Source organism: Arthrobacter sp. 18067, assembly GCF_902706295.1.
GTDB lineage: Bacteria > Actinomycetota > Actinomycetes > Actinomycetales > Micrococcaceae > Arthrobacter.
This window is the reverse complement of the sequence record NZ_CACSJJ010000009.1, coordinates 77,743-101,754: the sequence shown is the minus strand read 5'-3', so window position 1 is coordinate 101,754 and position 24,012 is coordinate 77,743. Positions and strand designations below refer to the sequence as shown.

Below are 24,012 nucleotides of genomic sequence, written 5' to 3'. Positions count from 1 at the left end.
AATTGAGCTAATCTGTTCCGTGTGAACAACGCCCTCTTGAGCTACCACGACGCCGTCCTTTACCGTTCGGGTGAACCGTATCGCATCCTCGCCGGAGCCATCCACTACTTCCGTGTTCATCCGGACCTGTGGCAGGACCGGCTGCGCCGACTCAAAGCGATGGGCGCCAATACCGTTGACACTTACGTTGCCTGGAACTTCCACCAGCCTAAGCGCGATCAGGCTCCGGACTTCAGTGGCTGGCGCGACCTGGGACGGTTCATTGACCTCGCAGCCGGGGAAGGACTGGACGTCATCGTCCGTCCAGGACCTTATATCTGTGCCGAATGGGACAACGGGGGCTTTCCCGCCTGGCTGACCGGCATTCCGGGCATTGGCCTGCGCTGCTTGGACCCGGTGTTCACCACAGCCATCGAGGAGTGGTTAGATCACCTCCTTCCCATCATTGCGTCGCGGCAGGCCTCTGCGGGTGGTCCGGTGGTGGCGGTTCAAATCGAGAATGAGTACGGAAGCTATGGCGACGACCATGACTACATCCGGTGGAACCGGCGCGTCCTCGAGGAACGCGGCATCACTGAGCTGCTCTTTACGGCTGACGGTGGCAATGACTACTTCCTCGACGGCGGCGCCATCGAAGGAACCTGGGCGACGGCCACGCTGGGAAGCCGCGGCGACGAGGCCGTAGCGACCTGGCAGCGACGCCGGCCTGATGAGCCGTTCTTCAACGTTGAGTTCTGGGGTGGTTGGTTCGACCATTGGGGTGAACTGCACCACCGCCGCGACGCCGACGATGCAGCATTGGAAGCTCGAAAAATGCTGGATCTTGGCGGTTCGCTCTGCGTCTACATGGCTCACGGCGGAACCAACTTCGGCCTCAGCTCCGGCAGCAACCACGACGGCACCATGCTGCAGCCGACTGTCACCAGCTACGACTCCGATGCGCCCATCGCTGAGAACGGTGCACTCACGCCGAAATTCCATGCCTTCCGCCGGGAGTTCTTCCGGGCGCAGGGCATGGAAGAGCTTCCCGAACTTCCGGTCGAGTTGCTGGCTGACGCACGTGTGCTCCCGGCTCAGTCGCTGTCTTTGACGGACGGGCCGGACCTGCTGGAGCTCGCCCGGAACGCCGGTGGGACCGTTGGCAGCGTCAAGCCACTCAGCTTCGAAGAATTGGGACTCGACGCCGGCATGGTGCTGTACAGCGCCGAAGCCATCCTGCCAGGTCGAGCTGATAGTCCTGCGGAGAGCCGACTAAAGATCACCGGCCTGAACGACCGTGCCTATGTTTGGGTGGATGGTGTCTTCGCCGGCGTCCTGGACGACGTCACCGGAGCCGAGGGCCTGACTGTTACCGGCACAGGCATTCCAGCCAAGCTTGAAATCCTGGTCGAGAACCTGGGCCGCATCAACTACGGACCCTTGACCGGCCAGGGCAAGGGAATCCTGGGCGGCGTCCTCATCAACCAGCGGTACACCTTCCACTGGACGCAGACTCCCGTTGCGCTCGCCGACTGGAAGCAAGAGGACCTGGAGTCCCTGGCGGGAGCCGACTTCGAGGTCGGCGAGCCGGCCGACACCTACCTTGCCTTGCCTGATTCCGGTAAGGGCTTCGTCTGGCTCAATGGTTTCCTGCTGGGCAGGTATTGGGAGAAAGGCCCACAGGTGACCCTCTATGCACCGGCGCCGTTGCTGAAGGCCGGCCGCAACAGCATCAAGGTGCTGGAGCTCGGGAAGCCGGGTACCGTCGTCGAGCTTCGCGAGGCGCCCGACCTTGGTCCCGAAGAAGCGGGTCCTATCGCCGCCGCCGAGCTTCCCTAGGGAGGCGACTCAAGGATTTATGCTGGCTCCATGACCCTGCAGTTCGATACCCGCCCAGCCGCCTACGCCGTCATTGTCCAGGAGGAGAAGATCCTGCTGGCCTATTGGAAGCAGGACGGCAAAGAAGGATGGACGCTTCCGGGCGGAGGCCTTGACCTTGCAGAACACCCCGTGGACGGGTGCAGGCGTGAGGTCTTCGAGGAAACCGGCTACGAAGCGCGCATTGAACGCATGCTGGGCATCGATGTCGGCCACTGGCCGGGCGAGACCAGACCTGACGGTTCCGTGAAGGACTTCCAAGCCCTCCGCTTGGTCTACGAGGCCACCGTGGTGGGCGGCGAACTGACCCACGAGGTGGATGGCAGCACCACCCACGCCGCGTGGATTCCTCTGTTGGACATTGGGAAACTCAACCGGGTGTCCTTGGTGGACACAGCACTGCGCTTGCACCGGGAGCGCCCGGCGGACGGGAAACTGAGCTAAAGCGCGCCGCGAAAGCCTAGCCAAAGCTCCACTGCTTGGCTACGCTGAACAACATTGCCGGCATTTCAGCTGCCGGCCCGGATGCCGAGGAGGTGGATTTTGATGATTGCCACGATCTTGCGTGCCCCGCACTCAGTTGCGGCGCGCCGTCATCAGCCCATCATTCCTGTCCCGGCATCAGCCTGCCGAAACTAGGCGGCCGGGCCTCATCAGAGGCATTTCATTGAATACTTACGCTTCTTCAAGCGACCTTTCTTTCAGTTCCACCCAGCAATTTCCCAGCAACCAGTTTCACGGACCGGTGGAGTACGGTTTCACGAATGAAACTGCGGAACTTTTCCGTGCCCACGCGGCCCCGGCCGCCCAGGAAACTGCCAGCCCCGGCCGTGTAGTTCGCCTGGACCGGAATCGGGTGCTCGTAGCGTCGGCCGACGGTCTCCTGCACTTGCCCTATCCAATGCATGGGCTAGTGCCAGCTACTGGAGACTGGGTATGGCTTGGCCACAACAACGCAGGTGAGCCTGCCGTCGTACAGGTGCTGCCGCGGCATTCCGCACTCAGCCGTAAACGCGCCTTCGAAGCCTCCTCGGAGGAACAAATCCTGGGCAGCAACATCGATATCGTCGCGGTGGTGGTCCCAGTGGACCGTCCCCTCACCCATAACCGCCTCGAACGAACGCTCGTGGCGGCATGGGATTCCGGTGCCACGCCACTTGTGGTCATCACCAAAGCGGACCTTACCCACTTGGCGGACGACGTCGTGGGTGAAGTCATCCTGCAAGCTGCCGGCGTGGATGTCGTCACAACGTCGGCGGAGCATGGCGACGGGCTCGATGAACTGATGCAGCACATTCCCGCTGGCACTACCTTGGTCCTGCTTGGCCCTTCCGGCGCGGGGAAATCAACACTCATCAACGCCCTGGCGGGCCGGGACGTCCAGCAAACCGGCGCGGTCCGGGCAGGCGACGGCAAGGGCAAGCACACCACAACCTCACGTGAATTGGTGCCCCTGTCCGGCGGTGCGGTCCTGATGGATACCCCCGGCGTCCGCGGTTTTGGTCTCTTCGATGCAGACGATGGCATGGACGAGATGTTCGGTGATCTTGAAGAACTCTTCACTCGTTGCCGCTTCGCCGATTGCGCACATCAAGCAGAACCGGGGTGCGCTGTTCAGGAGGCACTCGCCGAAGAAACCCTCGATCCACGGCGCTGGGCCAGCTACCAGAAATTGCAACGGGAGTTGGCAGCCCTTGCCAGGAAACATGACGCAGCGGCGCGGCGGGCCTACCAGCGCGAATGGCACCAGAAAGTCGTTTCAGCGGAGAGGGGCCAGCGTGCGGCAGAACGGTACAAGCACGACCAAGCTGAGGAACGGGCCGGGAAAGGCGGCAAACGACGGAAGCGCTGAACATTGCCGATTCATTACGGAAAACGTGGCGGCGCTGACATCGTCGGTGGTGCTGGTTAGGCTGGGTGAAGATTGCTTTGCAGCCAAGTAATAAGAGTGCATATGATCGTGTGGCTCTACCGATGTTCTCGACCACAGATAGGTAAGCCCGGGTATGGCCGAAGCCATGATTGAGTTCCAGAGCGTAACCAAGCAATACCAGGGCGGGCAGCCGGCGGTGGACGCACTCAGCATGTCCATCGACAAAGGCTCGATCACGGTGTTCGTTGGGCCTTCAGGCTGTGGCAAGACCACATCCCTGCGCATGATCAACCGGATGGTGGAGCCCTCCAGTGGAACCATCACAGTGGCAGGCGAGGACGTCTCGCAAGTGCCTGCGGCCCAGCTTCGCCGTTCCATGGGCTACGTCATGCAGTCATCGGGCCTGCTGCCGCACCGTTCGGTACTGGACAACATCGCCACCGTCCCGCGGCTCAACGGCGTTCCCAAGGCCGCGGCGCGGAAACGCGCGGCGGAACTGCTCGACGTCGTCGGATTGGCTTCAGTTCTTGGCAAGCGGTACCCGTCGCAACTCTCAGGTGGACAGCAGCAGCGCGTCGGGGTTGCCCGGGCGCTCGCTGCTGATCCGCCCGTCTTGCTCATGGACGAACCCTTCAGTGCTGTGGATCCAGTGGTCCGTGATGAACTGCAGCAGGAACTGCTGCGCTTGCAACGCGAGTTGGCCAAGACCATCGTGTTCGTCACGCACGACATCGACGAAGCAACCGTGCTTGGCGATAAGGTGGCCGTCTTTGCCGTCGGGGGAAAGCTGGCGCAATACGCTGCGCCGGAGGAGATCCTCCGTGCGCCGGCCAACGACTTCGTAGCCTCGTTCGTGGGACGCGACCGCGGCTTCCGGCACCTTGCCTTCAACCCCGCGGACGCCGTGACGTTGCACCCGGTGAGCATGGTCGGTCCTTCCAATGGCCGTCACGCAGGCCGGGAAACGGGCGAGTGGGCCTTGGTTGTGGATGAGGATTCACGGCCGCTCGGGTGGTCCTCGCCCCGTGATGGCGCCGGGTTGATTCCGGGCGGATCGCTCTTCCGCAAGGGAGACACCCTGCGTCGCGCCTTGGACGCGGCGTTGTCGTCGCCGTCGGGCCTGGGCGTTGCGGTGGACGACGACGGCCGGGTGGCTGGAGTCCTGAAGGCGCCGGAAGTCCTGGCGCTCATCGAAGAAGTCCGGCACCACAGGGAGGACGCCACCTGATGGAGTGGTTCCTCGACAACACTGACCTGGTCTTCGGATTGGCAGGGCAGCATATGGTGCTCGCCATCATTCCCATGATCATCGGCCTCCTGATTTCCGTACCGTTGGCCCAGCTGGCCAGGCGTAACGGCACCCTCCGATCAGTCGTGGCCACGGCTACCTCGTTGCTCTACACCATTCCATCGCTGGCGCTGTTCATCATTCTTCCCACCATCCTGGGCACCAGGATTCTTGATCCCCTGAACGTGGTGGTGGCGCTGACCATCTACGCCGTGGCCCTGTTGGTCCGTGCTGCCATGGATGCGTTTGATTCCGTGGACGACGACCTCCGAAACGCAGCCGTTGCCATGGGCTTCAAGCCCCTGGCCCGGTTCTTCCAAGTGGATCTCCCGCTGTCCCTGCCGGTGCTTTTCGCGGGGCTGCGCGTGGTGTCGGTCAGCAACATTTCATTGGTCAGCGTCGCGGCACTCTTGGGCGTGGGCAATCTTGGAGTCCTGTTCACCGACGGGCTGCAACGAACGTTTATCACCGAAGTGGTGGTGGGCATTATCGCGATTCTGGTGCTGGCCCTGCTGATGGATGCTGTCCTGGTGGTTCTGGAACGCCTCCTGACTCCTTGGACGCGGGCGGCCGGTGGAAAGTCGACCCGGCCGGACGCCAACGCCCTCGTGACCGAGCCCAAAGCAGGACCTGCCACCCCACACGCAGCCCTTCGCCCCGATCCGGGGGCGTCCGCATGAACATCTTCGCCGAGACCATTGCCTGGCTGACCGATCCCACCCACTGGACAGGGAGCGGCGGAATTCCCACCCGGATTCTGGAACACCTCCAGTACAGCGCACTGGTTCTCCTCATCGCAGCCGCCATCGCAGTGCCTATCGGTCTCTACATCGGGCACACTGGCCGTGGCCGGGTGGTCGCTGTTGCAGTTGCCGGGGCACTTCGCGCCCTCCCGACTCTGGGGTTGCTGGTCCTTTTCGCCTTGCTGGCTGGCAGCGGCTTGATGCCGCCGGTGTGGGCACTTGTCATTCTTACGGTTCCGCCGCTGCTGGCCGGCACCTACGCCGGCATCTCCAGCGTCGATGCCACCGTGGTGGACGCCGCCCGGGCGATGGGCATGACCGAACTCCAGATCCTCTTCCGGGTGGAATTGCCCAATGGGCTCCAAGTCATGTTTGGCGGCATCCGCACCGCGGTCCTGCAGGTCATCGCGACTGTTTCGGTGGTGGCTTACCTGCCGCTCGGTGGGCTGGGGCGTTACCTGTTTGACGGACTTGTCCTGCAGGATTTCCCCAGGATGCTCGGCGGCTCGTTGCTCATTGCAGGGCTGGCCATCGCCGTGGACCTTATTCTTGCCGGCGTGCAGAGGCTTATCCTCTCGCCCGGCCTGACCCTCGACTCAAACGGCCGCCAGAAGGCGGCCGATGATCTCACAGCCACAGCTCCCGCCGGGGCTGCCGTTCAAGGAGGTACACCATGAAAAACCCCGTTCCCATGACCCTTACGCGCCGTGGTCTCGGCGGCCTCGCAGCTGGACTGGGTGTAGCCCTCGCATTGAGCGCGTGTGGCGGCAGCCCGTTGGCCACGCCGTCCACCTCTGCGCCGAGCGGCTCCGCTGCCGGCGGCTCGCTGGTTGTCGGTTCCGCCGACTTCCCCGAGAGCCAGGTCATCGCCGAGATCTACGTTGGAGCCCTCAATGCCGCAGGTCTGACGGCTACGTCGAAGCCGAATATCGGATCGCGCGAAATCTACTTCAAGGCCGTCCAGGATGGCTCCATCGACCTCGTCCCGGATTACTCCGGCAACCTGCTCTCCTTCGTGGACACCGAAGCCAAGGAAGTTTCCGCGGAGGACGTCTATAAAGCCCTCCCGGGCAAGCTTCCGGATGGCCTCGCCGTCCTGGAGCCGGCAAAGGCCGAGTCCAAGGACGCCATGGTGGTTACCAAAGCCACGGCTGAGAAGTACCAATTGAAGTCCATCGAGGACCTGGCCAAGGTTTGCAAGGACTTCACCATGGCAGCTCCGGCAACGTTTGAAACGCGTGCCTACGGCTTCCCGGGTCTCAAGGCCAACTACGGTTGCGAGCTCAAGGGCCTCCAGCCCTTCAACGACGGCGGTGGCAACCTGACGCTCCAGGCCCTCCTTGAGGACAAGGTCCAGGTGGCGGATATCTACACCACCACGCCGTCCATCGCAGACAATGACCTGGTTGTCCTTGAAGACCCGAAGAACAACTTCAAGGCGCAGCAGGTTCTGCCGTTGGTCAAGGAAGCCAAGATGACGGACAAGGCCAAGGAAGCGCTGAACAACGTCTCCAAGATCCTCACCACTGATGACCTCATCAACCTGAACCGGGCCGTCAGCGGCGACCAGAAGCAGGCACCTAAGGACGCAGCAGCTGCATGGCTGAAGGACAAGGGCATCGTCAAGTAACACCTGAACAAAACCGCGTACGACGGCGGTGACGGACCCGTGCGGGACCGTCACCGCCGTCGTCGTATCTGTGAGTCAAGTCTCAGCTGAACTCCATCACCCGTGTGGCATATTTGAGGGATGGCGAATTTCAAGCAGTCCACCAAGCTTCATAATGTCCTTTACGACATCCGTGGACCGATTCTTCAGGCCGCCCAGCAGATGGAGGCAGAGGGTCACAGGATCCTCAAACTGAACATCGGAAACCCGGCTCCTTTTGGTTTTGAAGCGCCTGACGCCATCTTGGTGGACATGATCCGCCACCTGCCGAACGCCCAGGGTTACAGCGATTCCCGCGGTATTTTTTCGGCCCGGACCGCCGTCTCGCAGTACTACCAGACCCGCGGCATCCAGAACATCCACGTTGATGACATCTACCTTGGCAATGGTGTCAGCGAGCTCATCACCATGTCCCTCATGGCCCTCCTGGAAGATGGCGATGAGGTCCTGATTCCCACACCGGACTATCCGCTGTGGACTGCTTCGGTCGCCTTGGCCGGCGGCCGCCCGGTGCACTACCTCTGTGATGAAGACTCCGGCTGGCAGCCCGATCTTGAGGACATGGAAGCCAAGATCACGCCGCGCACCAAGGGCATTGTGGTTATCAACCCCAACAACCCCACGGGCGCCGTCTACCCGGAGGAAACGCTCAAGAAAATCGTGGCCCTCGCCGAAAAACATGGCTTGGTGCTGTTTGCCGATGAGATCTACGAGAAAATCCTTTACGAGGACGCTGTCCACATCAACCTCGCCGGGCTCACCGGTGACGACGTCCTGTGCCTGACGTTCAGCGGCCTGTCCAAGGCTTACCGCGTCTGCGGTTACCGCGCTGGTTGGATGGCTATCTCAGGGCCCAAGAAGGACGCCGCCGACTACCTTGAAGGCATCAACCTCTTGGCCAACATGCGTTTGTGCGCCAACGTACCCGCGCAGCATGCCATCCAAACGGCCCTTGGTGGTTACCAGAGCATCAACGACCTCATCCTTCCGGGCGGGAGGCTCCTGGAGCAGCGAAACAAAGCCTACGATCTGTTGAATGCCATCCCCGGAGTCAGCACCCAGCAGGCCAGGGGGGCGCTCTACCTGTTCCCCAAACTGGATCCCGAGGTCTATCACATCCGGGACGACGAGAAGTTTGTCCTCGACCTCTTGAAGGAACAGAAAATCCTGGTTTCCCATGGCCGGGCCTTCAATTGGGTTCGCCCTGACCACTTCCGCATGGTCACGTTGCCCAACGTCAAGGACATTGAAGAGGCCATTGGCCGCATGGCGGACTTCCTGTCGAGGTACCCGGGCAACTAGCCTGAGGTCCATGGCCGCGCCACGGGGGTGCGGCCGGGCAGAAAGGCACGCCGATGGCAGTCCCAGTTGAGTTCGCCAAGAGTCCGGCCGAGGTACTGAAGGTAGGGGCCGGGTTTTCACTTGCCAGGGTGGATCCCGAATCCACGCCTGGGTATCCCGGCGCCAAGGCTGACGGAAAGGCTCTGCTGATTGCCCAGGATGCGCGGCTTGCGGAGCTGCAGGAGAAACTCTTCGCCGAGGGCAAGTTCGGCAGCAGCAAACGGCTCCTGTTGATTCTGCAGGCCATGGACACGGCCGGCAAGGGCGGCATCGTCAGCCATGTGGTGGGTGCCATGGACCCGCAGGGTGTTCAGCTGCATGCTTTCAAGGCCCCCACGGATGAGGAGAAGTCCCATGACTTCCTATGGAGGATCGAGAAACAAGCACCCGCTGCCGGAATGGTAGGGGTTTTCGACCGTTCACACTTCGAGGACGTCCTGATCCACCGCGTGCATGGGTGGGCGGACACCACTGAGCTGGAGCGGCGCTACGCTGCGATCAACGACTTTGAGTCCCGGCTTGCTGAGCAGGGGACCACCATCGTCAAGGTCATGCTCAACATCAGCAAGGATGAACAGAAGGAACGCCTGATTGCCAGGCTGGATGATCCCAGCAAACACTGGAAATACAGCCGGAGCGACCTCGCAGAGCGGGCGTACTGGGACGACTACATGGACGCCTACAGCGCTGCGTTCGAGAAGACGTCAACGGACATCGCCCCATGGCACGTCGTCCCGGCCAACAGGAAGTGGTATGCGCGCATCGCCGTCCAACAGTTGCTGCTGGATGCACTCGAACGCATGGATCTGGACTGGCCCAAGGCCGACTTCGACGTCGCTGCGGAACGCGCCCTTGTGGTGGATTCCTAGGAGAATTCACGCAGTGAGCCCCGAGTAACCCGCGCTCAACGCCCCGACTACTCGGGGCCGGCGGCAGCCCCGGCGTCGTTCGCTGCGTCCCGGGCCGTCGCAAGGCGTTTGCGGGCACCCTCGAGCCAGTCCTCGCAGCGCTTGGCCAGCGCTTCGCCCCGTTCCCAGAGGGCCAGCGATTCTTCCAAGCTGGCGCCACCTGCCTCCAGGCGGCCAACGACGCCCACAAGCTGCTCGCGGGCTTCCTCGTAACTCAGGGAGTCGAGGGACTCTTGTGAGGGGGCCGCTGGAGTGTTGTCAGTCATGATGTCCTTTGTGTTTGGTAGTGACGTTGATGTCCGCTTCTTCAGTGTTCGACGATCTGTCCTTGGCCGGTTGAGACTGCGCGGAATCGACCGTCAGCTACGCGAATGGCCAACGCGGTTCCGTCCGGGGCATGCTCAGGGCTGCTGACCACTGTGTGACCGGCTTGGTCTTCACCAACAACCTGAACCACGGCATAGCCACGGTCGAGGGTCTTTTGCGGAGACAGCGCCCGCACCTGGGCGCGCAGGTGTTGTACCTGGTCCAAGGCGCGGACGACGGCAGTGCTCACAGCTGAATGGGAGCGCCGTTGCAGACGGTGGATGTCCTCTGCACGGGCATCCACCATCGAAGCGGGCGCGGCTAAAACCGGCCGTGACTTTAAAGCATGGAGCCGGTCTGTCTCCCGATCCACCATTCTGCTGATGCTTCTGCGGAGATGGTCCCGGGCCTGGCGGACCATTGCCAGTTCCTCGGCGACATCCGGAACAATCCGTTTGGCAGCGTCCGTGGGTGTGGACGCGCGGAGGTCCGCTACATCGTCCAGGATGGGGCGGTCGGCTTCGTGTCCGATCGCGCTGACAATTGGTGTTGTTGCCGCAGAAACAGCACGGATGAGGTCCTCGTTGCTGAAGGGGAGGAGATCTTCCAACGCGCCGCCACCGCGGGCAAGGACAATGACATCCACATGGGGGTCCGCGTCCAGCTTCTTCAGCGCTGCGATGATCTGGGATACAGCGGTGTTGCCTTGGACGGCGACTTCGCGGACGTCGAACTCGACGGCCGGCCAACGTAACGCTGCATTGCGCAGGACATCTTTCTTGGCGTCCGAGTCCCGGCCGGTGATGAGGCCGATGCGGTGGGGAAGCAACGGTAGTTTACGTTTGCGGGAATCCGCGAACAGTCCTTCGGCCGCCAGCGCCTGCCGAAGCCGTTCAATCCTCGCCAGCAAATCACCCAGGCCCACGGGACGGATGTCCTTCACTGACATGTTCAGACGACCTGTTTTGACCCAGAAGTCCGCCTTGACCAAGGCGACCACGCGGGAACCACGTTCCAAGGGGACCTTTTGTCGGTCCAGCACTGTAGACCACACGGATGCCGGCAGGGAAATTTCAGCGTCAACGTCACGCAGGGTCAGGAAGGCGTTTCCACCCCGACGGTTCAGCTCAATGACCTGTCCCTCGATCCACGCTGCAGGTGCCCGTTCAATGTGGGCCTTGAGCTTGCGGGACAGGAGTTGCAACGGCCAGGGATTATCCGGGCTGGTTTCGGCTGCAGTCCCCGGCAAGGTGGATTCCGGTGTCGCTTCAGCGGACATGGGCGGTCCGTGCCTGTTCCGGTGTCCGTGATTGTTGCAGCATGGTTTTGTCCTCGCTCAGGGATGCGGCCTTGGGTGCCGGCCGCCTTCCAACTCTATCCATAGCTTTAGTGCCGGGCCCCGACATTTTTCCTATCATGTGGACAGACCTAGGATGGTGGCACAGCCCCCGAGCCCCGAGGATGACCTTGCGTACTTTTGTTTCAGCATTGGGAGTGATCCTCGCCATTCTGCTCACAGCCGTCGCCGTGCCAGCAGCGTGGGTAGACCAGAACATAGTCAAGGAAGAGGGTTTCGTTCGCATCGCGGGAGCGTTGGGCAACGATCCCGACTTCCAGAGCCGCCTTGCAACCGCCGCCGTAGGCACCTTCGAATCCTCGGTGGATCTTCCCGGGCCGATCCAGTCCCTGGCGGCCGATGCGCTCCGGAATGCGGCCACAGGCATGCAATCGTGGAGCGACTATCCCCAAGCCTGGGAGGAAACGGTTCGGAACAGCCACAGGCTGAACTTCGGAGCTGCCACCCAAGCGGAAGAATCGGCTTCTTCCACGGCCTTGGTCCTGGATATCGGGCCCCTTGTCAGGCTGATTCGCGATCATTTTGCCGAGGCTACGCGGATCAGGCTTGATGTTCCCTCGGAGAGCCTCGTCTCTTTGGGGGAGCCGTCCCACCGGCAACTCGTTGAGCGCGTTGCTGCCTTCGCACCCTTGTGGTGGGTGGCCGCTGCCGGCGCCCTAGTGGCGGCGCTCCTGGCCTTCGTCGCTGCCCGACGACGCTCGCTGGTGCTGGTGTTCCTGGGGCTCGGCGGACTCGCGCTTGCGGCACTGTGGACTGCCGGGGCGGATCTGGCGGGCGGCATGATTGGGAACCTGGCCAGCGCCAATGGTGTGGCCGAACTGTTCAAGCAGGAGTTCCTCACTGCGGCGCGGACAGGCTTTGGACAGTGGGTCGTGATCGCAGCGATCGCATCGGGGGCTGTCCTGGTGGTTGGCGTCATAGCTTCCGTGGTGTCAGGGCGACAAGGGTCACGTTAGGCCCGGAGCTAAAGTCCGGGCCGGTAGCATGGAGGGATGACCAGCACAGCAGTTTCCATTCCTATGCCCACGGTGCCGCGCAGACGGCGTTCTCCCGAAGAGGTACAGGCAGCGGCCCCCGTCACGGGTCCCAAGAAGGTTCTGCTGGCCGCTCCGCGCGGATACTGCGCCGGTGTGGACAGGGCCGTCATCGCCGTCGAGAAAGCCCTTGAACACTATGGGCCCCCGGTCTACGTCCGCAAACAGATCGTCCACAACGTCCATGTGGTCAGCTCCCTGGAAGAACAAGGAGCCATCTTCGTCGAGGAAACAGATGAGGTCCCCGAGGGGGCCCTGGTCATCTTCTCTGCGCATGGAGTTTCCCCGGCCGTGGTCCAGTCCGCGGAGGACCGCGGTCTCCGCACCATCGATGCCACTTGCCCTTTGGTGACGAAAGTCCACAAAGAAGCTGTCCGCTTCGCCAAGGAAGACTACGACATTCTGCTCATCGGCCACGAGGGGCATGAGGAAGTCGAAGGAACAGCCGGTGAGGCCCCAGAGCACATCCAGATCATCAACGGTCCGCACGAGGTAGACAAGGTCACCGTGCGCGATCCCGAGAAAACCATCTGGCTGTCACAGACGACCCTGAGTGTAGACGAAACAATGGAAACAGTCCGGCTGCTCAAGGACCGGTTCCCGACCCTGCAGGATCCGCCCAGCGACGACATTTGCTACGCCACCACCAACCGCCAAGTGGCCATCAAGAAAATCGCACCCCAAGCTGACCTCGTCATCGTAGTGGGTTCGGCCAACTCGTCGAACTCCGTTCGGCTGGTTGAAGTGGCCTTGGAGTACGGCGCCAAGAGCTCCTACCGCGTGGACTTCGCCAACGAAGTGGACGAAGCCTGGTTCGAGGGCGTCGCAACGGTCGGTGTGACCTCGGGTGCCTCTGTCCCGGAAGTACTCGTCAAGGACGTCCTGCGGCTGCTGGCTGACTATGGCTACGGCGAAGTGCAGGAAATCGTGACGGCAGAGGAAGACCTCCTCTTCTCACTTCCCAAGGAGCTGCGGGCCACGCTGAAGAAAGCCGGCGATGTGACGCGTGCGCTCGGCGGTCGCGGAAACCGGACCACGTCCTAACCCGCTTCGCTCCACAACAGGAACTCAAAGAAACTGGCCCGCAGCCATCGCCTCCCATAGAGAAGGCGGTGCTGCGGGCCTGTTCGTTATGCCGCAGACTCTTCTTCCCCTTCAGCCAGAAGCTCAGGGGCTGACAAAGCGCGGGGGACTGCCTCAACCGACATGGGCGCGGCAAGGCCGGCGTCGTCCATGGTGTTGAGCTTGCGTGCCGTCGGTAGAACGCGGGCTTCAAGGGTGCCCACCATCGCGTTGTAGCGATCCACGGACGTCTTCAGCGAGCTTCCCAGCTTGCCAACGTTCTCTCCCAGCGTGCCCATGCGCTCGTAGAGCTGCTTGGCGAGCTCGAACAGTTCGTGGGCGCTGTCCGTGAGGACGTCCTGGCGCCAAGTGAAGGCCACCGACTTGAGGACCGCCAGCAAGGTTCCGGGCGACGCCAGTACGACATTCCGGGACAGGGCATATTCCAGCAGGGCCGGGTCTGCCTCGAGGGCTGACGCCAGGATGGACTCTGCCGGAAGGAAGCAGATCACCAATTCGGGGGAGTTGCCCGGGATGTCCCAGTACTTTTTACCCGCCAAAGCATCGATGTGGGCCTTCAAGGCCTTGGCGTGGTGGGCCAGCAAGGTCTTTGAGTCATGGTTGCTAACGGGTGCTACTGATTCCCCGAAGGACCCGTCGCCGTGCAATTGTTCCTGGGCTGCAAGGTAGGAGCCCAGCGGGACCTTGGCGTCCACTACCAGTTGCTTGCCACCGGGCAGCTGGACCACAAGGTCAGGGCGAAGCGTGTTCTCGGTTCGGCCGGAATGAACTTGCTCATGGAAGTCCACGTGCCGCAGCATTCCCGAGGCTTCCACTACCCGGCGGAGCTGAACTTCGCCCCACTGCCCACGAGCGCTGTTGGAGCGCAGGGCGGAGGCCAGGGCGTGCGTTGAACGCAGTAATTGTTCGTCAGACAAGCGGGCATCCTGCAGTTGCTGGGCAAGTTGGCCGTATTGCTCCACCCGGTCCCGTTCCAGCAGTGAAACTTGCTGCTGGACCGCTGTCAGCTTCTCAGCAACCGGGGCCAGCGCCCTTAGAACACTTCCGTCCGAGTTCCTGGACGCCGTCAACTCGCGGTTCTGTGTGAACAAAAGTCGTCGTTCGGCGTCGGCCGCTGCCAGCTGTGCGGTCACCTCCGAGAGGCGCGACGAAACGGCGTCGAAGTCTTCCTCCAAGCCGGCGCCCCGGCGTCGAAAGACAACGTAGCCCGCAACCAGACCCACGGCGGCGCCGATCAACAGCATGAGCAGGGCCAAAACCAATCCAAATCCATCCATGAGGCAACCCTGTCACAGGGGTACGACAGTTTTAGTGAAGGGACCGTCCGGGGCGCCTGCCGCGGATACGAACAAGCACTGGCAAGGCTTCAGCAGGTAGAATCAATGCTCGTGGCTCTTACTATTGGCATCGTCGGACTGCCCAACGTCGGCAAATCAACCCTTTTCAACGCACTGACCCGCAATCAGGTGCTCGCAGCGAACTATCCGTTCGCGACGATCGAGCCGAACGTCGGTGTGGTCAACCTGCCGGATCCGCGTCTGGCGAAGCTGGCCGAAATCTTCGGTTCGCAGAAGTTGCTGCCGGCTCCGGTGTCTTTCGTGGACATCGCCGGCATCGTGAAGGGCGCCTCGGAGGGCGAAGGCCTGGGTAACAAGTTCCTCGCGAATATCCGCGAGGCCGAGGCCATTGCCCAGGTTGTCCGGGTCTTTGACGACCCCGATGTGATCCATGTGGACGGCAAGGTTGACCCGAGCTCCGATATGGAGACCATCAACACCGAGCTCATTCTGGCCGATCTTCAGACCATCGAAAACGCCATCCCGCGTATCGAAAAAGAAGTCAAGATCAAGAAGCGCGAAGCTGCCGAGCTCGCAGCCATCAAGGCCGCCCAAGCGGTCCTGGAACGTGGCGACACGATCTTCTCGTCGATCAAGAGCGACAAGCTGGAGATGGCCCATCTCAAGGAGCTCGGCCTGCTGACCGCCAAACCCTTCATCTACGTTTTCAACGCGGATGAGGGCATTCTTGGAGACCCGGCGAAGCAGGATGAACTGCGGGCCTTGGTTGCCCCTGCTGACGCCATTTTCCTTGACGCAAAGCTGGAATCCGACCTCGTGGAACTGGATGAGGAAGAAGCCCGGGAGATGCTGGAGATGAACGGTCAGACCGAATCCGGCCTGGACCAGTTGGCGCGCGTTGGTTTCCACACTCTTGGCCTGCAGACCTACCTGACGGCCGGCCCCAAAGAAACCCGGGCCTGGACCATTCGCCAAGGTGACACCGCGCCCCAGGCGGCCGGCGTGATCCACTCCGACTTCCAGCGTGGCTTCATCAAGGCCGAGGTTGTCTCCTTCGATGACCTCATCGACGCCGGTTCCATGTCCGAGGCAAAGTCCCGTGGCAAGGTCCGTATTGAAGGCAAAGAGTACGTGATGGCCGACGGCGACGTGGTGGAGTTCCGCTTCAACGTTTAGGTCCACAGCCAAATCCACTAAAGCACCGGGGCATTGGCAGGCCGCAGGCCATGGAGTCTCACAACTTCATGGCCTGCGGCCTTTGCTGTTGAATTGAGGGCCCGACGGCGCCGTTGGAGCCTCCTAGGAGTCCTTGGGCTTTTCCGCGGAAGTTGATTTCGCGTCAGGCTCCGGCTCGTCGTCAACTTTCTTCGGGATCTTTCCTTCGACGTCGGCAGGTACGGGAGGATCCTTCTCTTCATCAGTAGACATGGGCCAAGCCTAATGGGCCTCGGCGCAGCGGAGCTGGGCACACTGGTGGCAAACGGGTGGGGTCAACCGACAGACCAAGTTATCCACATACGGCTATCGCCCGGTCCTCTGCCGCCAAGCTGATGACCACACTTGGCGTATGGGAATCAGATACTATGCATACGCCTTCGACGGCGATGTCACCGACCTTGTGCTTGCCGATCCGAGACGTTTCCTGTCCTCAGATCCATTGGCCGATGCTTGGGGCCTCGAATCTGCGGGCGGGGTCACTATCGCCGCCTTCGAACAATCAGTCCCTGAATGCGACATGCTCTACCTGGATAAGGCATGGCGGTTTCTGCAGGTGTGCACTGGCCCTCTCACACCGGGTGCGGAGGCGAGACCGGCCTTCCGGATGTTTGAAGGACAGGTGACAATGCACCACGATGGGTGGGAACCATGGTTGCGCGTCCTGACACCGGTGGACGTGGCGGTGGTTTCCCAGGACCTGGACCGTATTTCTGACGCAGACATGAGGCTGTGCCTGGGCCATATGCCCTACACCGACCAGCAATCCGACTTTCGCTACACCTCTCAATACCTCCAGCGGGCCAGGAGCTTCGCCGCGAACCTCAGGGCGGCCGGACGCGGCATGGTCTACCTGATCGGGTGAGCGAAAACCTGGTCTCGTGACGTGCCAGCCCGGTGTGGGCCTACTGACCATCGCAGGCTTTGCGGCTGAAGCCAGTGAGTTGCTGGGCGTCGAGATAGATGTTGTTGCCGACGGCGGCCTGCCCCCTGATCATGAGATTCTGACAACAGCCGTCGCAGTATGAACCCGAGCGACGTTGCAGCCGTAGGCGAGATCGTTCGTTTGTGCGGAGCTGGGGCAGCTCTCGCTGCGCGCGGGCCCGCGTGGTACGTCGGTGACGCTGACAACGTGCCTGACGCGGTGTGGGACACCCGCGTAACCGACCTGCCGGCAATAGGGACATGTATCCGATCAATCGGCTGGTTCCCAGCCGTACCAAGACCCCGTTCCGCTGAATGCCCAGGGTGAACCCGGGGTCCTTTTCTCGCGTCAAAATCGTCCTGTCCTGCTGTCAGACAGCGAATGCTACCACCGAGTAGCGTTTGACTTGAAATTCCCGGCAATTTAGGCATCTGTAGGTTGCGGAACGGTTACAGTTTGGCCAGCATGTCCCAACATCTGGACGCAATGTGGGTAGGCTTACACTCACATGTAGGCAACGTCACAGTAGGAAGCTGTGCCTGTGCCTGGGGGAAATCACGAATTTCCCCTGCTCAACTCCACGACTCATAGGAGGCGGAATGCGTTTCTCGCGCACTTCCAAAGCTCTAGGCGTAGCGGCGATCATCGCCCTCGCAGTGACCGGTTGCGGCGGCGGTGGCGGCAGCAACACGAACAGCTCTGCCGCAACTGACCCGAACAAGGTCCTTTCCGCATACAGCAACGAACCGCAGAACCCGCTGCTTCCGGCCAACACCAACGAGGTGTACGGTGGCCGCGTGGTCGAGCTGCTGTTCGAAGGCCTTCGTGCCTACGACTCCGACGGCAAGCCCGTCAACGCTCTGGCGGAGTCGATAGAGACAACCGACTCGCAGAACTGGACCATCAAGGTCAAGTCCGGCGCCAAGTTCACCAACGGGGAAGCCATCACGGCCAAGACCTTCGTTGATTCCTGGAACTTCGCCGCGCTGAGCACCAACCTCCAGAACAACGGTTTCTTCTTCGAGTCCATCGAGGGCTACGCCGATGTCAGTGCAGTCACTGAGACCACCGGCGCCGACGGCAAGAAGACCTCCACCCCGGCTCCCACGGCTCAGACCATGTCCGGCCTGGCCGCGACTGACGACCAGACCATCACGGTAAAGCTTGGCCAGCCGGAAGCTGACTGGTCGCTGCGCCTTGGCTACTCTGCCTTCTACCCGCTTCCTTCCGAGGCATTGAAGGATCCGAAGAAGTTCGGCGAGAACCCGATCGGCAACGGCCCGTACAAGTTCGAGAAGGAAGGCGCCTGGGTACACGACCAGTCCATCTCCCTCGTCAAGAACGCTGATTACACCGGTCCCCGCGCTGCCAAGAACGGTGGCGTGACCTTCAAGTTCTACACCGATCCGGGCCCCGCATACACGGACCTTCAGGCCGACAACCTCGACATCACGGACGTCGTTCCGTCGAACGCGTTGAAGACCTACACCACGGACTTCCCGGACCGTAACTCCACGCGTCCCAACGCCAACAACTCCACCCTGAACATCCCGGGCTACAACCCGAACTTCCAGGGTGAAGCCGGCCTTCTGCGTCGCCAGGCTCTGTCCCACGCCATCAACCGCGATGAGATCACCAAGGTCATCTTCAACGGCACGCGTACCCCGGCCACCGAGTTCACGGCCCCCGTGCTCGACGGCTACAACGACGCCATCCCCGGCAGCGACGTCCTGAAGTTCGACGCCGCCAAGGCCAAGGATCTCTGGGCCCAGGCCGAGAAGATCAAGCCGTACGACGGTTCCAAGCCGCTCCTGATCGCCTCCAACACTGACGGTGGCAACAAGGAATGGATCGACGCCGTTGCCAACGGTTTCAAGAACAACCTCGGCATCGAGGCTGAAATCCAGCCGTTCGCTAAGTTCGCTGAAGTTCTGGACCTGCGCAAGTCGCAGTCCCTCCCGGGCCTGACGCGCGCCGGCTGGCAGGGTGACTACCCGTCGCTCTACAACTTCCTCGGACCTGTATGGGCAACCAACGCATCCTCCAACTACGAGAAGTACACGAACCCCGAGTTCGACAAGCTCCTCAAGGAAGGCCTTGCAGCCAAGACTCCGGAAGACGCCAACACCAAGTTCAACCAGGCACAGGAGATCCTGTTCAAGGACCTCCCCGGCCTGCCGTTGTGGTACCGGGCAACCCCGATTGTTTGGAGCAACAACGTTGTCTCAGCTGAAACCGGCTGGAACGGCGGCATCCGTTACTTCGACATCGAGGCCAAGTAGTCCTCAGGATCTGAACTTGCCTTAGGGCAGCGGGGGTCCGGCCAAAGCGCCGGGCCCCCCTTGCTTGCTTGGCAGGAAGGCACAAATGACACACCAACGCCCGACCAACGGAGAGGGGTGACCCGTGGTTCGCTTCATTTTCCGTAGGCTCCTCCAGGTCATCCCGGTATTCCTGGGGACCACGCTCCTCGTGTACTACATGGTCTTCGCACTACCCGGCGACCCGATTGCCGCCCTCTTCGGGGATCGCCAGCCACCGCAGAGCGTCATCGACGCCTTGCGGGCCCAGTACAACCTGGACCAGCCATTCTGGGTTCAGTACGGGCTCTTCATCAAGAACTTGTTCACCTTCAACCTTGGCGTTGACTTCACCCAGCAGCCCATCGCCGACTCCTTGGCCAGGGCTTTCCCTGTCACGGCAATGCTCGCTATCGAAGCGCTCATCATCCAGGCCGTATTCGGCATTGCCTTCGGCGTCTTCGCCGGCCTCAAAAAAGGCAAGCTCTTCGATTCCACCGTCCTCGTCGTTTCGCTCCTGGTGATCGCTGTCCCGACCTTCGTCTTGGGCTTCGTTTTCCAGCTTGTGTTCGGTGTCCAACTCGGCTGGGCCAAACCTACGGTGGGTGCCAATGCCGACTGGGGCAACCTGATCCTCCCAGCCGTCGTGCTGGGACTGGTGTCCTTCGCCTACGTGCTCCGGCTGACCCGCGCCTCTGTCAGCGAGAACATGAACGCGGACTACGTACGTACCGCAACCGCGAAGGGTCTCTCCCGGCCCCGCGTCGTGATGGCACACATTCTCAGGAACTCGTTGATCCCGGTGGTGACCTATCTGGGTGCCAACCTTGGCGGGCTCATGGGCGGCGCCATTGTCACCGAGGGCATCTTCAACGTGCCCGGTGTCGGTAACAAACTCTTCCAGGCCATCCAGCGAAGCGAGGGCCCCACCATCGTTGCGATCGTGAGTGTCCTGGTCCTTGTTTTCGTCATCACCAACCTCTTGGTTGACCTCCTGTACGCCTGGCTTGACCCGAGGATCCGCTATGACCAGTAATACTGAACACTTTGTGGCTCCCGTCGAGGAAACGCCGCTTCTGGCCACTGACGCTGTCAAGACAGATCAAGCGCCCCTGAGCCTGTGGGCTGATGCGTGGCGGAAGCTTCGCCGCCGCCCCATGTTCATCGTCTCCTCGCTGCTGATCCTGCTGTTAGTGATCGTTGCAGTCTTCCCAGGCCTGTTCACCAGTGTGGAACCCAATAACGACTGCCAGTTGGCCAACTCCGAAGGCGCGCCCACTGCCGGCCACCCGCTCGGTTTCACCCTGCAAGGTTGCGACGTCTATTCCCGCGTGATCCACGGTACGCAGGCCTCCTTGTCTGTCGGTGTCCTGTCCGTGCTGGCCGTCGTCCTCATCGGTGTCACCCTTGGTGCGCTGGCCGGTTACTACGGCGGCTGGCTGGACTCTGTCCTCGCCCGTCTCGGCGATATCTTCTTCGCGTTGCCGATCATCCTCGGCGCCCTTGTTATCACGCAGTTGCCGTTGTTCCGCGAGAACAGGAGCGTCTGGACCGTGGTCCTGACAATATCCCTGCTCGCCTGGCCCCAAATGGCGCGTATCACCAGAGGTGCCGTCATCGAGGTGCGCAACGCGGACTTCGTCACCGCGGCCCGGTCCCTGGGTGTGTCCAAGTTTGGCGCCCTGGTGAAGCACGCTTTGCCGAACGCCCTGGCGCCCGTGATTGTGCTTGCCACGTTGGAATTGGGCGTCTTCATCGTCCTGGAGGCCACGTTGTCCTTCCTCGGTGTCGGGCTGCCTGGCAGCGTGATGTCGTGGGGTAACGACATTTCCGCGGCGAACGCGTCCATCCGCACCAACCCCGGAATCCTGCTCTATCCGGCAGCCGCCCTGTCCATTACCGTCCTGAGCTTCATCATGCTTGGCGACGCCGTCCGCGATGCTCTTGATCCCAAGAGCCGTCAGCGCTAAGGAGGCGAACATGACTTCTGCCAACATCAGAATTGATGAAGCCACGGCACCAGTACGGCCCATCCTGGAGATCAAGGACCTGGCCATCACTTTCAAGACCGGATCCGGTGAGGTCAAGGCGGTTAAGAACGCCCACTTGTCCATCATGCCGGGCGAAACGGTTGCCATCGTGGGGGAGTCGGGCTCCGGAAAGTCGACGACGGCACTCGCCGCCATCGGTCTGTTGCCGAATAACGGACGCGTCTCGGGCGGCCAGATCCTGCTCGACGGCGAAGACATCGCCCACGCTTCGGAAAAGCGCATGATCGAGCTGCGTGGCAGCCACATCGGCATGGTTCCCCAGGACCCCATGTCCAACCTGAACCCGGTCTGGAAGATCGGCTACCAGGTTCGCGAGACCCTCAAAGCCAACGGTCGCCCGGATGGCCCGGAGGACGTTGCCCGCGTCCTCGCGGAGGCTGGCCTTCCTGATGCTGCCCGACGCGCCAAGCAGTACCCGCATGAGTTCTCCGGCGGCATGCGTCAGCGTGCACTTATCGCCATCGGCCTGAGCTGCCAGCCCAAGCTCCTCATTGCCGATGAACCAACGTCGGCACTGGATGTTACGGTGCAGCGCAGGATCCTGGACCACTTGGACAAGATGACCACTGAACTCGGCACCTCGGTGCTGCTGATCACCCACGACCTCGGCTTGGCTGCAGAGCGGGCCGACAAAGTCATCGTCATGTACCAGGGCAACGTTGTTGAGGCAGGTCCTTCCTTGGATCTGCTGCGCAACCCCCAGCACCCGTACACCCGTCGCCTGGTTGAGTCGGCACCTTCCTTGGCGTCGCGCCGTATCCAGGTGGCCAAAGAGCAGGGTGTGGAAGCTGAAGACCTTCTGGCACCCGTGGCGGCTGCGCAGGATCGTGCCCAGGATGAGGTTCTCCAGATCAAGAACCTGCGCAAGATCTACAAACTGCGTCAGGGACTGGGCCAGACCTCCGATTTCGCCGCTGTTGATGATGTCAGTTTCAGCGTCAAGCGCGGAACCACGACGGCGATTGTGGGCGAGTCGGGTTCGGGCAAGTCAACGGTCGCCAAGATGGTTCTCCAGCTTGAGAAGCCCACTGAGGGTCAGATCATCTTCGATGGTGTGGACACCGCTGGGCTGAAGGGCAAGGAACTCTTCAAGTTCCGCCGCCGCGTTCAGCCCATCTTCCAGGATCCCTACGGTTCCCTGGACCCGATGTACAACATCTTCAGGACCATCGAAGAACCGCTGCGCGTGCACAAGATCGGCAACGCGGCCAGCCGTGAGAAGAAGGTCCGTGAGCTGTTGGACCAGGTGGCTCTGCCGCAGTCCATGATGCAGCGGTACCCCAACGAGCTCTCAGGCGGTCAGCGCCAGCGTATTGCCATCGCTCGTGCTCTTGCGTTGGATCCTGAAGTCATCATTTGCGATGAAGCGGTCTCCGCGCTGGACGTGCTGGTGCAGGCACAGGTCCTGAACCTGCTTGCTGACCTCCAGGACAACCTGGGCCTGACGTACTTGTTCATCACGCACGACCTCGCGGTTGTCCGCCAGATCGCGGACCACGTCTGCGTCATGGAGAAGGGCAAGCTGGTGGAGACGGGCAGCACGGACGGGGTCTTCGACAACCCCCGTGAGTCGTACACCCAGGCTCTCCTGGATGCCATTCCCGGCGGTTCGCTGCTGCTGCCGCCCGCGGTGGCCTGACCGGCGTCGTACGTTCAGAAAGCAGTACAGCAAGAGCCGGTGGTTCCCGAAAGGAAACCACCGGCTCTTGCCGTTAAATCAATCTTTGTAAGGCCGCTCGGCAGGGAAAGAAGCTCACAAAGCACGCAGAGCAGGCCTCACAACGCCCGCTACTTCGCCGGGGCGCCGCTGTCCGGGCGGGCCGTGAGGCCCAATGCAGTGAGCTCACGGGCCAAGACCGCGCCAAGCTTGGCGTGTCCGGAAGGTTTCATGTGCACGCCATCCTGGAGATCGCCAATTGCGTCGTAGCGCGTGAGCCAGTCACCCGTGCCGACGAACGGAATTCCGTGTTTGGCAGCAATCCGCCCCAACAAAGCGTCCACTTCAGTGCGACGGCCGCCTCCGTTGCTTGCACCGCGTGCCAAGGTTCCGATCATGGCCAAGTCAGCGCCGGGGTAGCGCTTTTTCAGGGCGGCCAACAAGCGCTCGGCGTTGCTGGCGATCTGTGCGTCGGTGGCTTTCTGCGAGGCGTCGTTGCCGCCGCCTTGCACCACAATCAGGGGCGGGTCGCCGTACGGCAGTATCCAGTCTCCGCGCTGCAATGCATCGATGTAGTTGCCCGTCTTGCCATTGGAGGCCACGAAGCCGGTGCCACCCATGCCCACTACGTGCAACTTGTATCCGAGGGCCGCGATGCCCTGCTGTGGCCACGAGTCCTTGGGCATGGCCTGCGAGTCGCCGATCAGGACCGCTGTATGGCGCACGTCGGCGAGAACCAGTTCGTTGCGGTTGTTGGCCGGGTTTTTGTAGAGCGAGCCAACGGGCAAGTCCAAGGAGCTCGGAGACGGGGCCGTCCTTAAGGGCGAAGCGGCGGCGGCCGTCTGTGCGGGCCCGGGCGCGACGGAGCGCGTGGGGGCAGAAACGGGGGTAACTGGGCTGGGTCCGCAGCCCACCGACAGAACGCCGATGGCGATCAAAGGTGCGAGCAGGCGGAACGCGGCCGAAGATTGTCGCATCGATTGGTCTCCGTGTGGCACTGGTTCTGCAGCAATCATGGGGCACGACGCCGGGAAAATCCAGCATCTGGAGTAGCGGTTACTAAAGCGTGACGATATGTGAGCAGCGCCACATTGCAGCATCGAATGG

Annotated in this window: 22 protein-coding genes; 17 read left to right on the top strand and 5 right to left on the bottom strand. The window is 61.8% G+C overall.

Going from position 1 to position 24,012, the window contains the following annotated elements; translation table 11 throughout:
• Positions 1 to 21: 21 nt before the first annotated feature.
• The 9 genes from GVL04_RS10805 to GVL04_RS10765 all read left to right on the top strand — a co-directional run bounded on the left by GVL04_RS10805 (position 22) and on the right by GVL04_RS10765 (position 9,640).
• Positions 22 to 1,818 carry a beta-galactosidase family protein gene (locus GVL04_RS10805; RefSeq protein WP_159703801.1) on the top strand — a complete coding sequence of 599 codons (1,797 nt, stop codon included), beginning with the start codon at positions 22 to 24 and terminating at the stop codon, positions 1,816 to 1,818.
• A 30-nt stretch (positions 1,819 to 1,848) separates the two neighbouring features.
• Positions 1,849 to 2,301 (top strand): NUDIX hydrolase, encoded by a 453-nt coding sequence (locus GVL04_RS10800; protein WP_159703799.1) that lies wholly within the window; start codon positions 1,849 to 1,851, stop codon positions 2,299 to 2,301.
• A gap of 223 nt (positions 2,302 to 2,524) precedes the next feature.
• A complete protein-coding gene (gene rsgA / locus GVL04_RS10795; RefSeq protein WP_159703797.1) occupies positions 2,525 to 3,709 on the top strand; it encodes a ribosome small subunit-dependent GTPase A in 1,185 nt (394 codons plus the stop codon).
• Between the two features lie 154 nt (positions 3,710 to 3,863).
• A complete protein-coding gene (locus tag GVL04_RS10790; protein ID WP_159703795.1) occupies positions 3,864 to 4,958 on the top strand; it encodes an ATP-binding cassette domain-containing protein in 1,095 nt (364 codons plus the stop codon).
• Positions 4,958 to 5,698, top strand: coding sequence for an ABC transporter permease (locus GVL04_RS10785; RefSeq protein ID WP_159703793.1), 741 nt, complete (start codon positions 4,958 to 4,960; stop codon positions 5,696 to 5,698). The genes GVL04_RS10790 and GVL04_RS10785 overlap by 1 nt, the downstream gene beginning before the upstream one ends.
• Entirely contained in the window at positions 5,695 to 6,438 is a 744-nt protein-coding gene (locus GVL04_RS10780) for an ABC transporter permease (RefSeq protein ID WP_159703791.1), read from the top strand. Before GVL04_RS10785 ends, GVL04_RS10780 begins: the two co-directional genes overlap by 4 nt.
• Positions 6,435 to 7,391, top strand: a complete 957-nt coding sequence (locus tag GVL04_RS10775; RefSeq protein ID WP_159703789.1) for an ABC transporter substrate-binding protein — start codon at positions 6,435 to 6,437, stop codon at positions 7,389 to 7,391. Before GVL04_RS10780 ends, GVL04_RS10775 begins: the two co-directional genes overlap by 4 nt.
• A gap of 120 nt (positions 7,392 to 7,511) precedes the next feature.
• Positions 7,512 to 8,732 (top strand): pyridoxal phosphate-dependent aminotransferase, encoded by a 1,221-nt coding sequence (locus GVL04_RS10770; RefSeq protein ID WP_159703786.1) that lies wholly within the window; start codon positions 7,512 to 7,514, stop codon positions 8,730 to 8,732.
• A 53-nt stretch (positions 8,733 to 8,785) separates the two neighbouring features.
• On the top strand, positions 8,786 to 9,640 hold the full coding sequence (locus GVL04_RS10765) for a polyphosphate kinase 2 family protein (RefSeq protein ID WP_159703783.1): 855 nt from the start codon (positions 8,786 to 8,788) through the stop codon (positions 9,638 to 9,640).
• Between the two features lie 47 nt (positions 9,641 to 9,687).
• Here GVL04_RS10765 and GVL04_RS10760 read toward each other — a convergent pair whose 3' ends face one another.
• Both GVL04_RS10760 and xseA read right to left on the bottom strand, forming a co-directional pair.
• Positions 9,688 to 9,945 (bottom strand): exodeoxyribonuclease VII small subunit, encoded by a 258-nt coding sequence (locus GVL04_RS10760; RefSeq protein ID WP_159703780.1) that lies wholly within the window; start codon positions 9,943 to 9,945, stop codon positions 9,688 to 9,690.
• Positions 9,946 to 9,986: 41 nt separating this feature from the next.
• A complete protein-coding gene (xseA, locus tag GVL04_RS10755; protein ID WP_159703777.1) occupies positions 9,987 to 11,264 on the bottom strand; it encodes an exodeoxyribonuclease VII large subunit in 1,278 nt (425 codons plus the stop codon).
• A 182-nt stretch (positions 11,265 to 11,446) separates the two neighbouring features.
• Here xseA and GVL04_RS10750 point away from each other — a divergent pair, with 182 nt between their 5' ends.
• Both GVL04_RS10750 and GVL04_RS10745 read left to right on the top strand, forming a co-directional pair.
• Entirely contained in the window at positions 11,447 to 12,298 is an 852-nt protein-coding gene (locus GVL04_RS10750; protein WP_159703774.1) for a hypothetical protein, read from the top strand.
• Positions 12,299 to 12,334: 36 nt separating this feature from the next.
• The gene (locus tag GVL04_RS10745) at positions 12,335 to 13,420 is read left to right on the top strand and encodes a 4-hydroxy-3-methylbut-2-enyl diphosphate reductase (protein ID WP_159703771.1); all 1,086 of its coding nucleotides are present in this window, start codon (positions 12,335 to 12,337) and stop codon (positions 13,418 to 13,420) included.
• An 86-nt stretch (positions 13,421 to 13,506) separates the two neighbouring features.
• Here GVL04_RS10745 and GVL04_RS10740 read toward each other — a convergent pair whose 3' ends face one another.
• Positions 13,507 to 14,736: a DNA recombination protein RmuC gene (locus tag GVL04_RS10740; RefSeq protein ID WP_159703768.1), complete on the bottom strand. Its 1,230-nt coding sequence runs from the start codon at positions 14,734 to 14,736 to the stop codon at positions 13,507 to 13,509.
• Positions 14,737 to 14,847: 111 nt separating this feature from the next.
• Here GVL04_RS10740 and ychF point away from each other — a divergent pair, with 111 nt between their 5' ends.
• Positions 14,848 to 15,933 (top strand): redox-regulated ATPase YchF, encoded by a 1,086-nt coding sequence (gene ychF, locus GVL04_RS10735; protein WP_159703765.1) that lies wholly within the window; start codon positions 14,848 to 14,850, stop codon positions 15,931 to 15,933.
• 123 nt (positions 15,934 to 16,056) lie between these two features.
• Here the strand turns inward: ychF and GVL04_RS24830 are convergent, their stop codons facing one another.
• The gene (locus tag GVL04_RS24830) at positions 16,057 to 16,185 is read right to left on the bottom strand and encodes a hypothetical protein (RefSeq protein WP_268825377.1); all 129 of its coding nucleotides are present in this window, start codon (positions 16,183 to 16,185) and stop codon (positions 16,057 to 16,059) included.
• Between the two features lie 139 nt (positions 16,186 to 16,324).
• Between GVL04_RS24830 and GVL04_RS10730 the strand changes: the two genes are divergently transcribed.
• The 5 genes from GVL04_RS10730 to GVL04_RS10710 all read left to right on the top strand — a co-directional run bounded on the left by GVL04_RS10730 (position 16,325) and on the right by GVL04_RS10710 (position 22,887).
• Positions 16,325 to 16,837 (top strand): DUF1877 family protein, encoded by a 513-nt coding sequence (locus GVL04_RS10730; RefSeq protein ID WP_159703762.1) that lies wholly within the window; start codon positions 16,325 to 16,327, stop codon positions 16,835 to 16,837.
• Between the two features lie 659 nt (positions 16,838 to 17,496).
• Positions 17,497 to 19,179: an ABC transporter substrate-binding protein gene (locus GVL04_RS10725; RefSeq protein ID WP_159703759.1), complete on the top strand. Its 1,683-nt coding sequence runs from the start codon at positions 17,497 to 17,499 to the stop codon at positions 19,177 to 19,179.
• A 124-nt stretch (positions 19,180 to 19,303) separates the two neighbouring features.
• Positions 19,304 to 20,233, top strand: coding sequence for an ABC transporter permease (locus tag GVL04_RS10720; RefSeq protein ID WP_026539948.1), 930 nt, complete (start codon positions 19,304 to 19,306; stop codon positions 20,231 to 20,233).
• On the top strand, positions 20,223 to 21,167 hold the full coding sequence (locus GVL04_RS10715) for an ABC transporter permease (RefSeq protein WP_090818045.1): 945 nt from the start codon (positions 20,223 to 20,225) through the stop codon (positions 21,165 to 21,167). The genes GVL04_RS10720 and GVL04_RS10715 overlap by 11 nt, the downstream gene beginning before the upstream one ends.
• Before the next feature lie 10 nt (positions 21,168 to 21,177).
• Positions 21,178 to 22,887 carry an ABC transporter ATP-binding protein gene (locus GVL04_RS10710; RefSeq protein WP_159703756.1) on the top strand — a complete coding sequence of 570 codons (1,710 nt, stop codon included), beginning with the start codon at positions 21,178 to 21,180 and terminating at the stop codon, positions 22,885 to 22,887.
• Between the two features lie 149 nt (positions 22,888 to 23,036).
• Here the strand turns inward: GVL04_RS10710 and GVL04_RS10705 are convergent, their stop codons facing one another.
• Positions 23,037 to 24,005 (bottom strand): SGNH/GDSL hydrolase family protein, encoded by a 969-nt coding sequence (locus GVL04_RS10705; RefSeq protein ID WP_159703753.1) that lies wholly within the window; start codon positions 24,003 to 24,005, stop codon positions 23,037 to 23,039.
• Positions 24,006 to 24,012 lie beyond the last annotated feature (7 nt).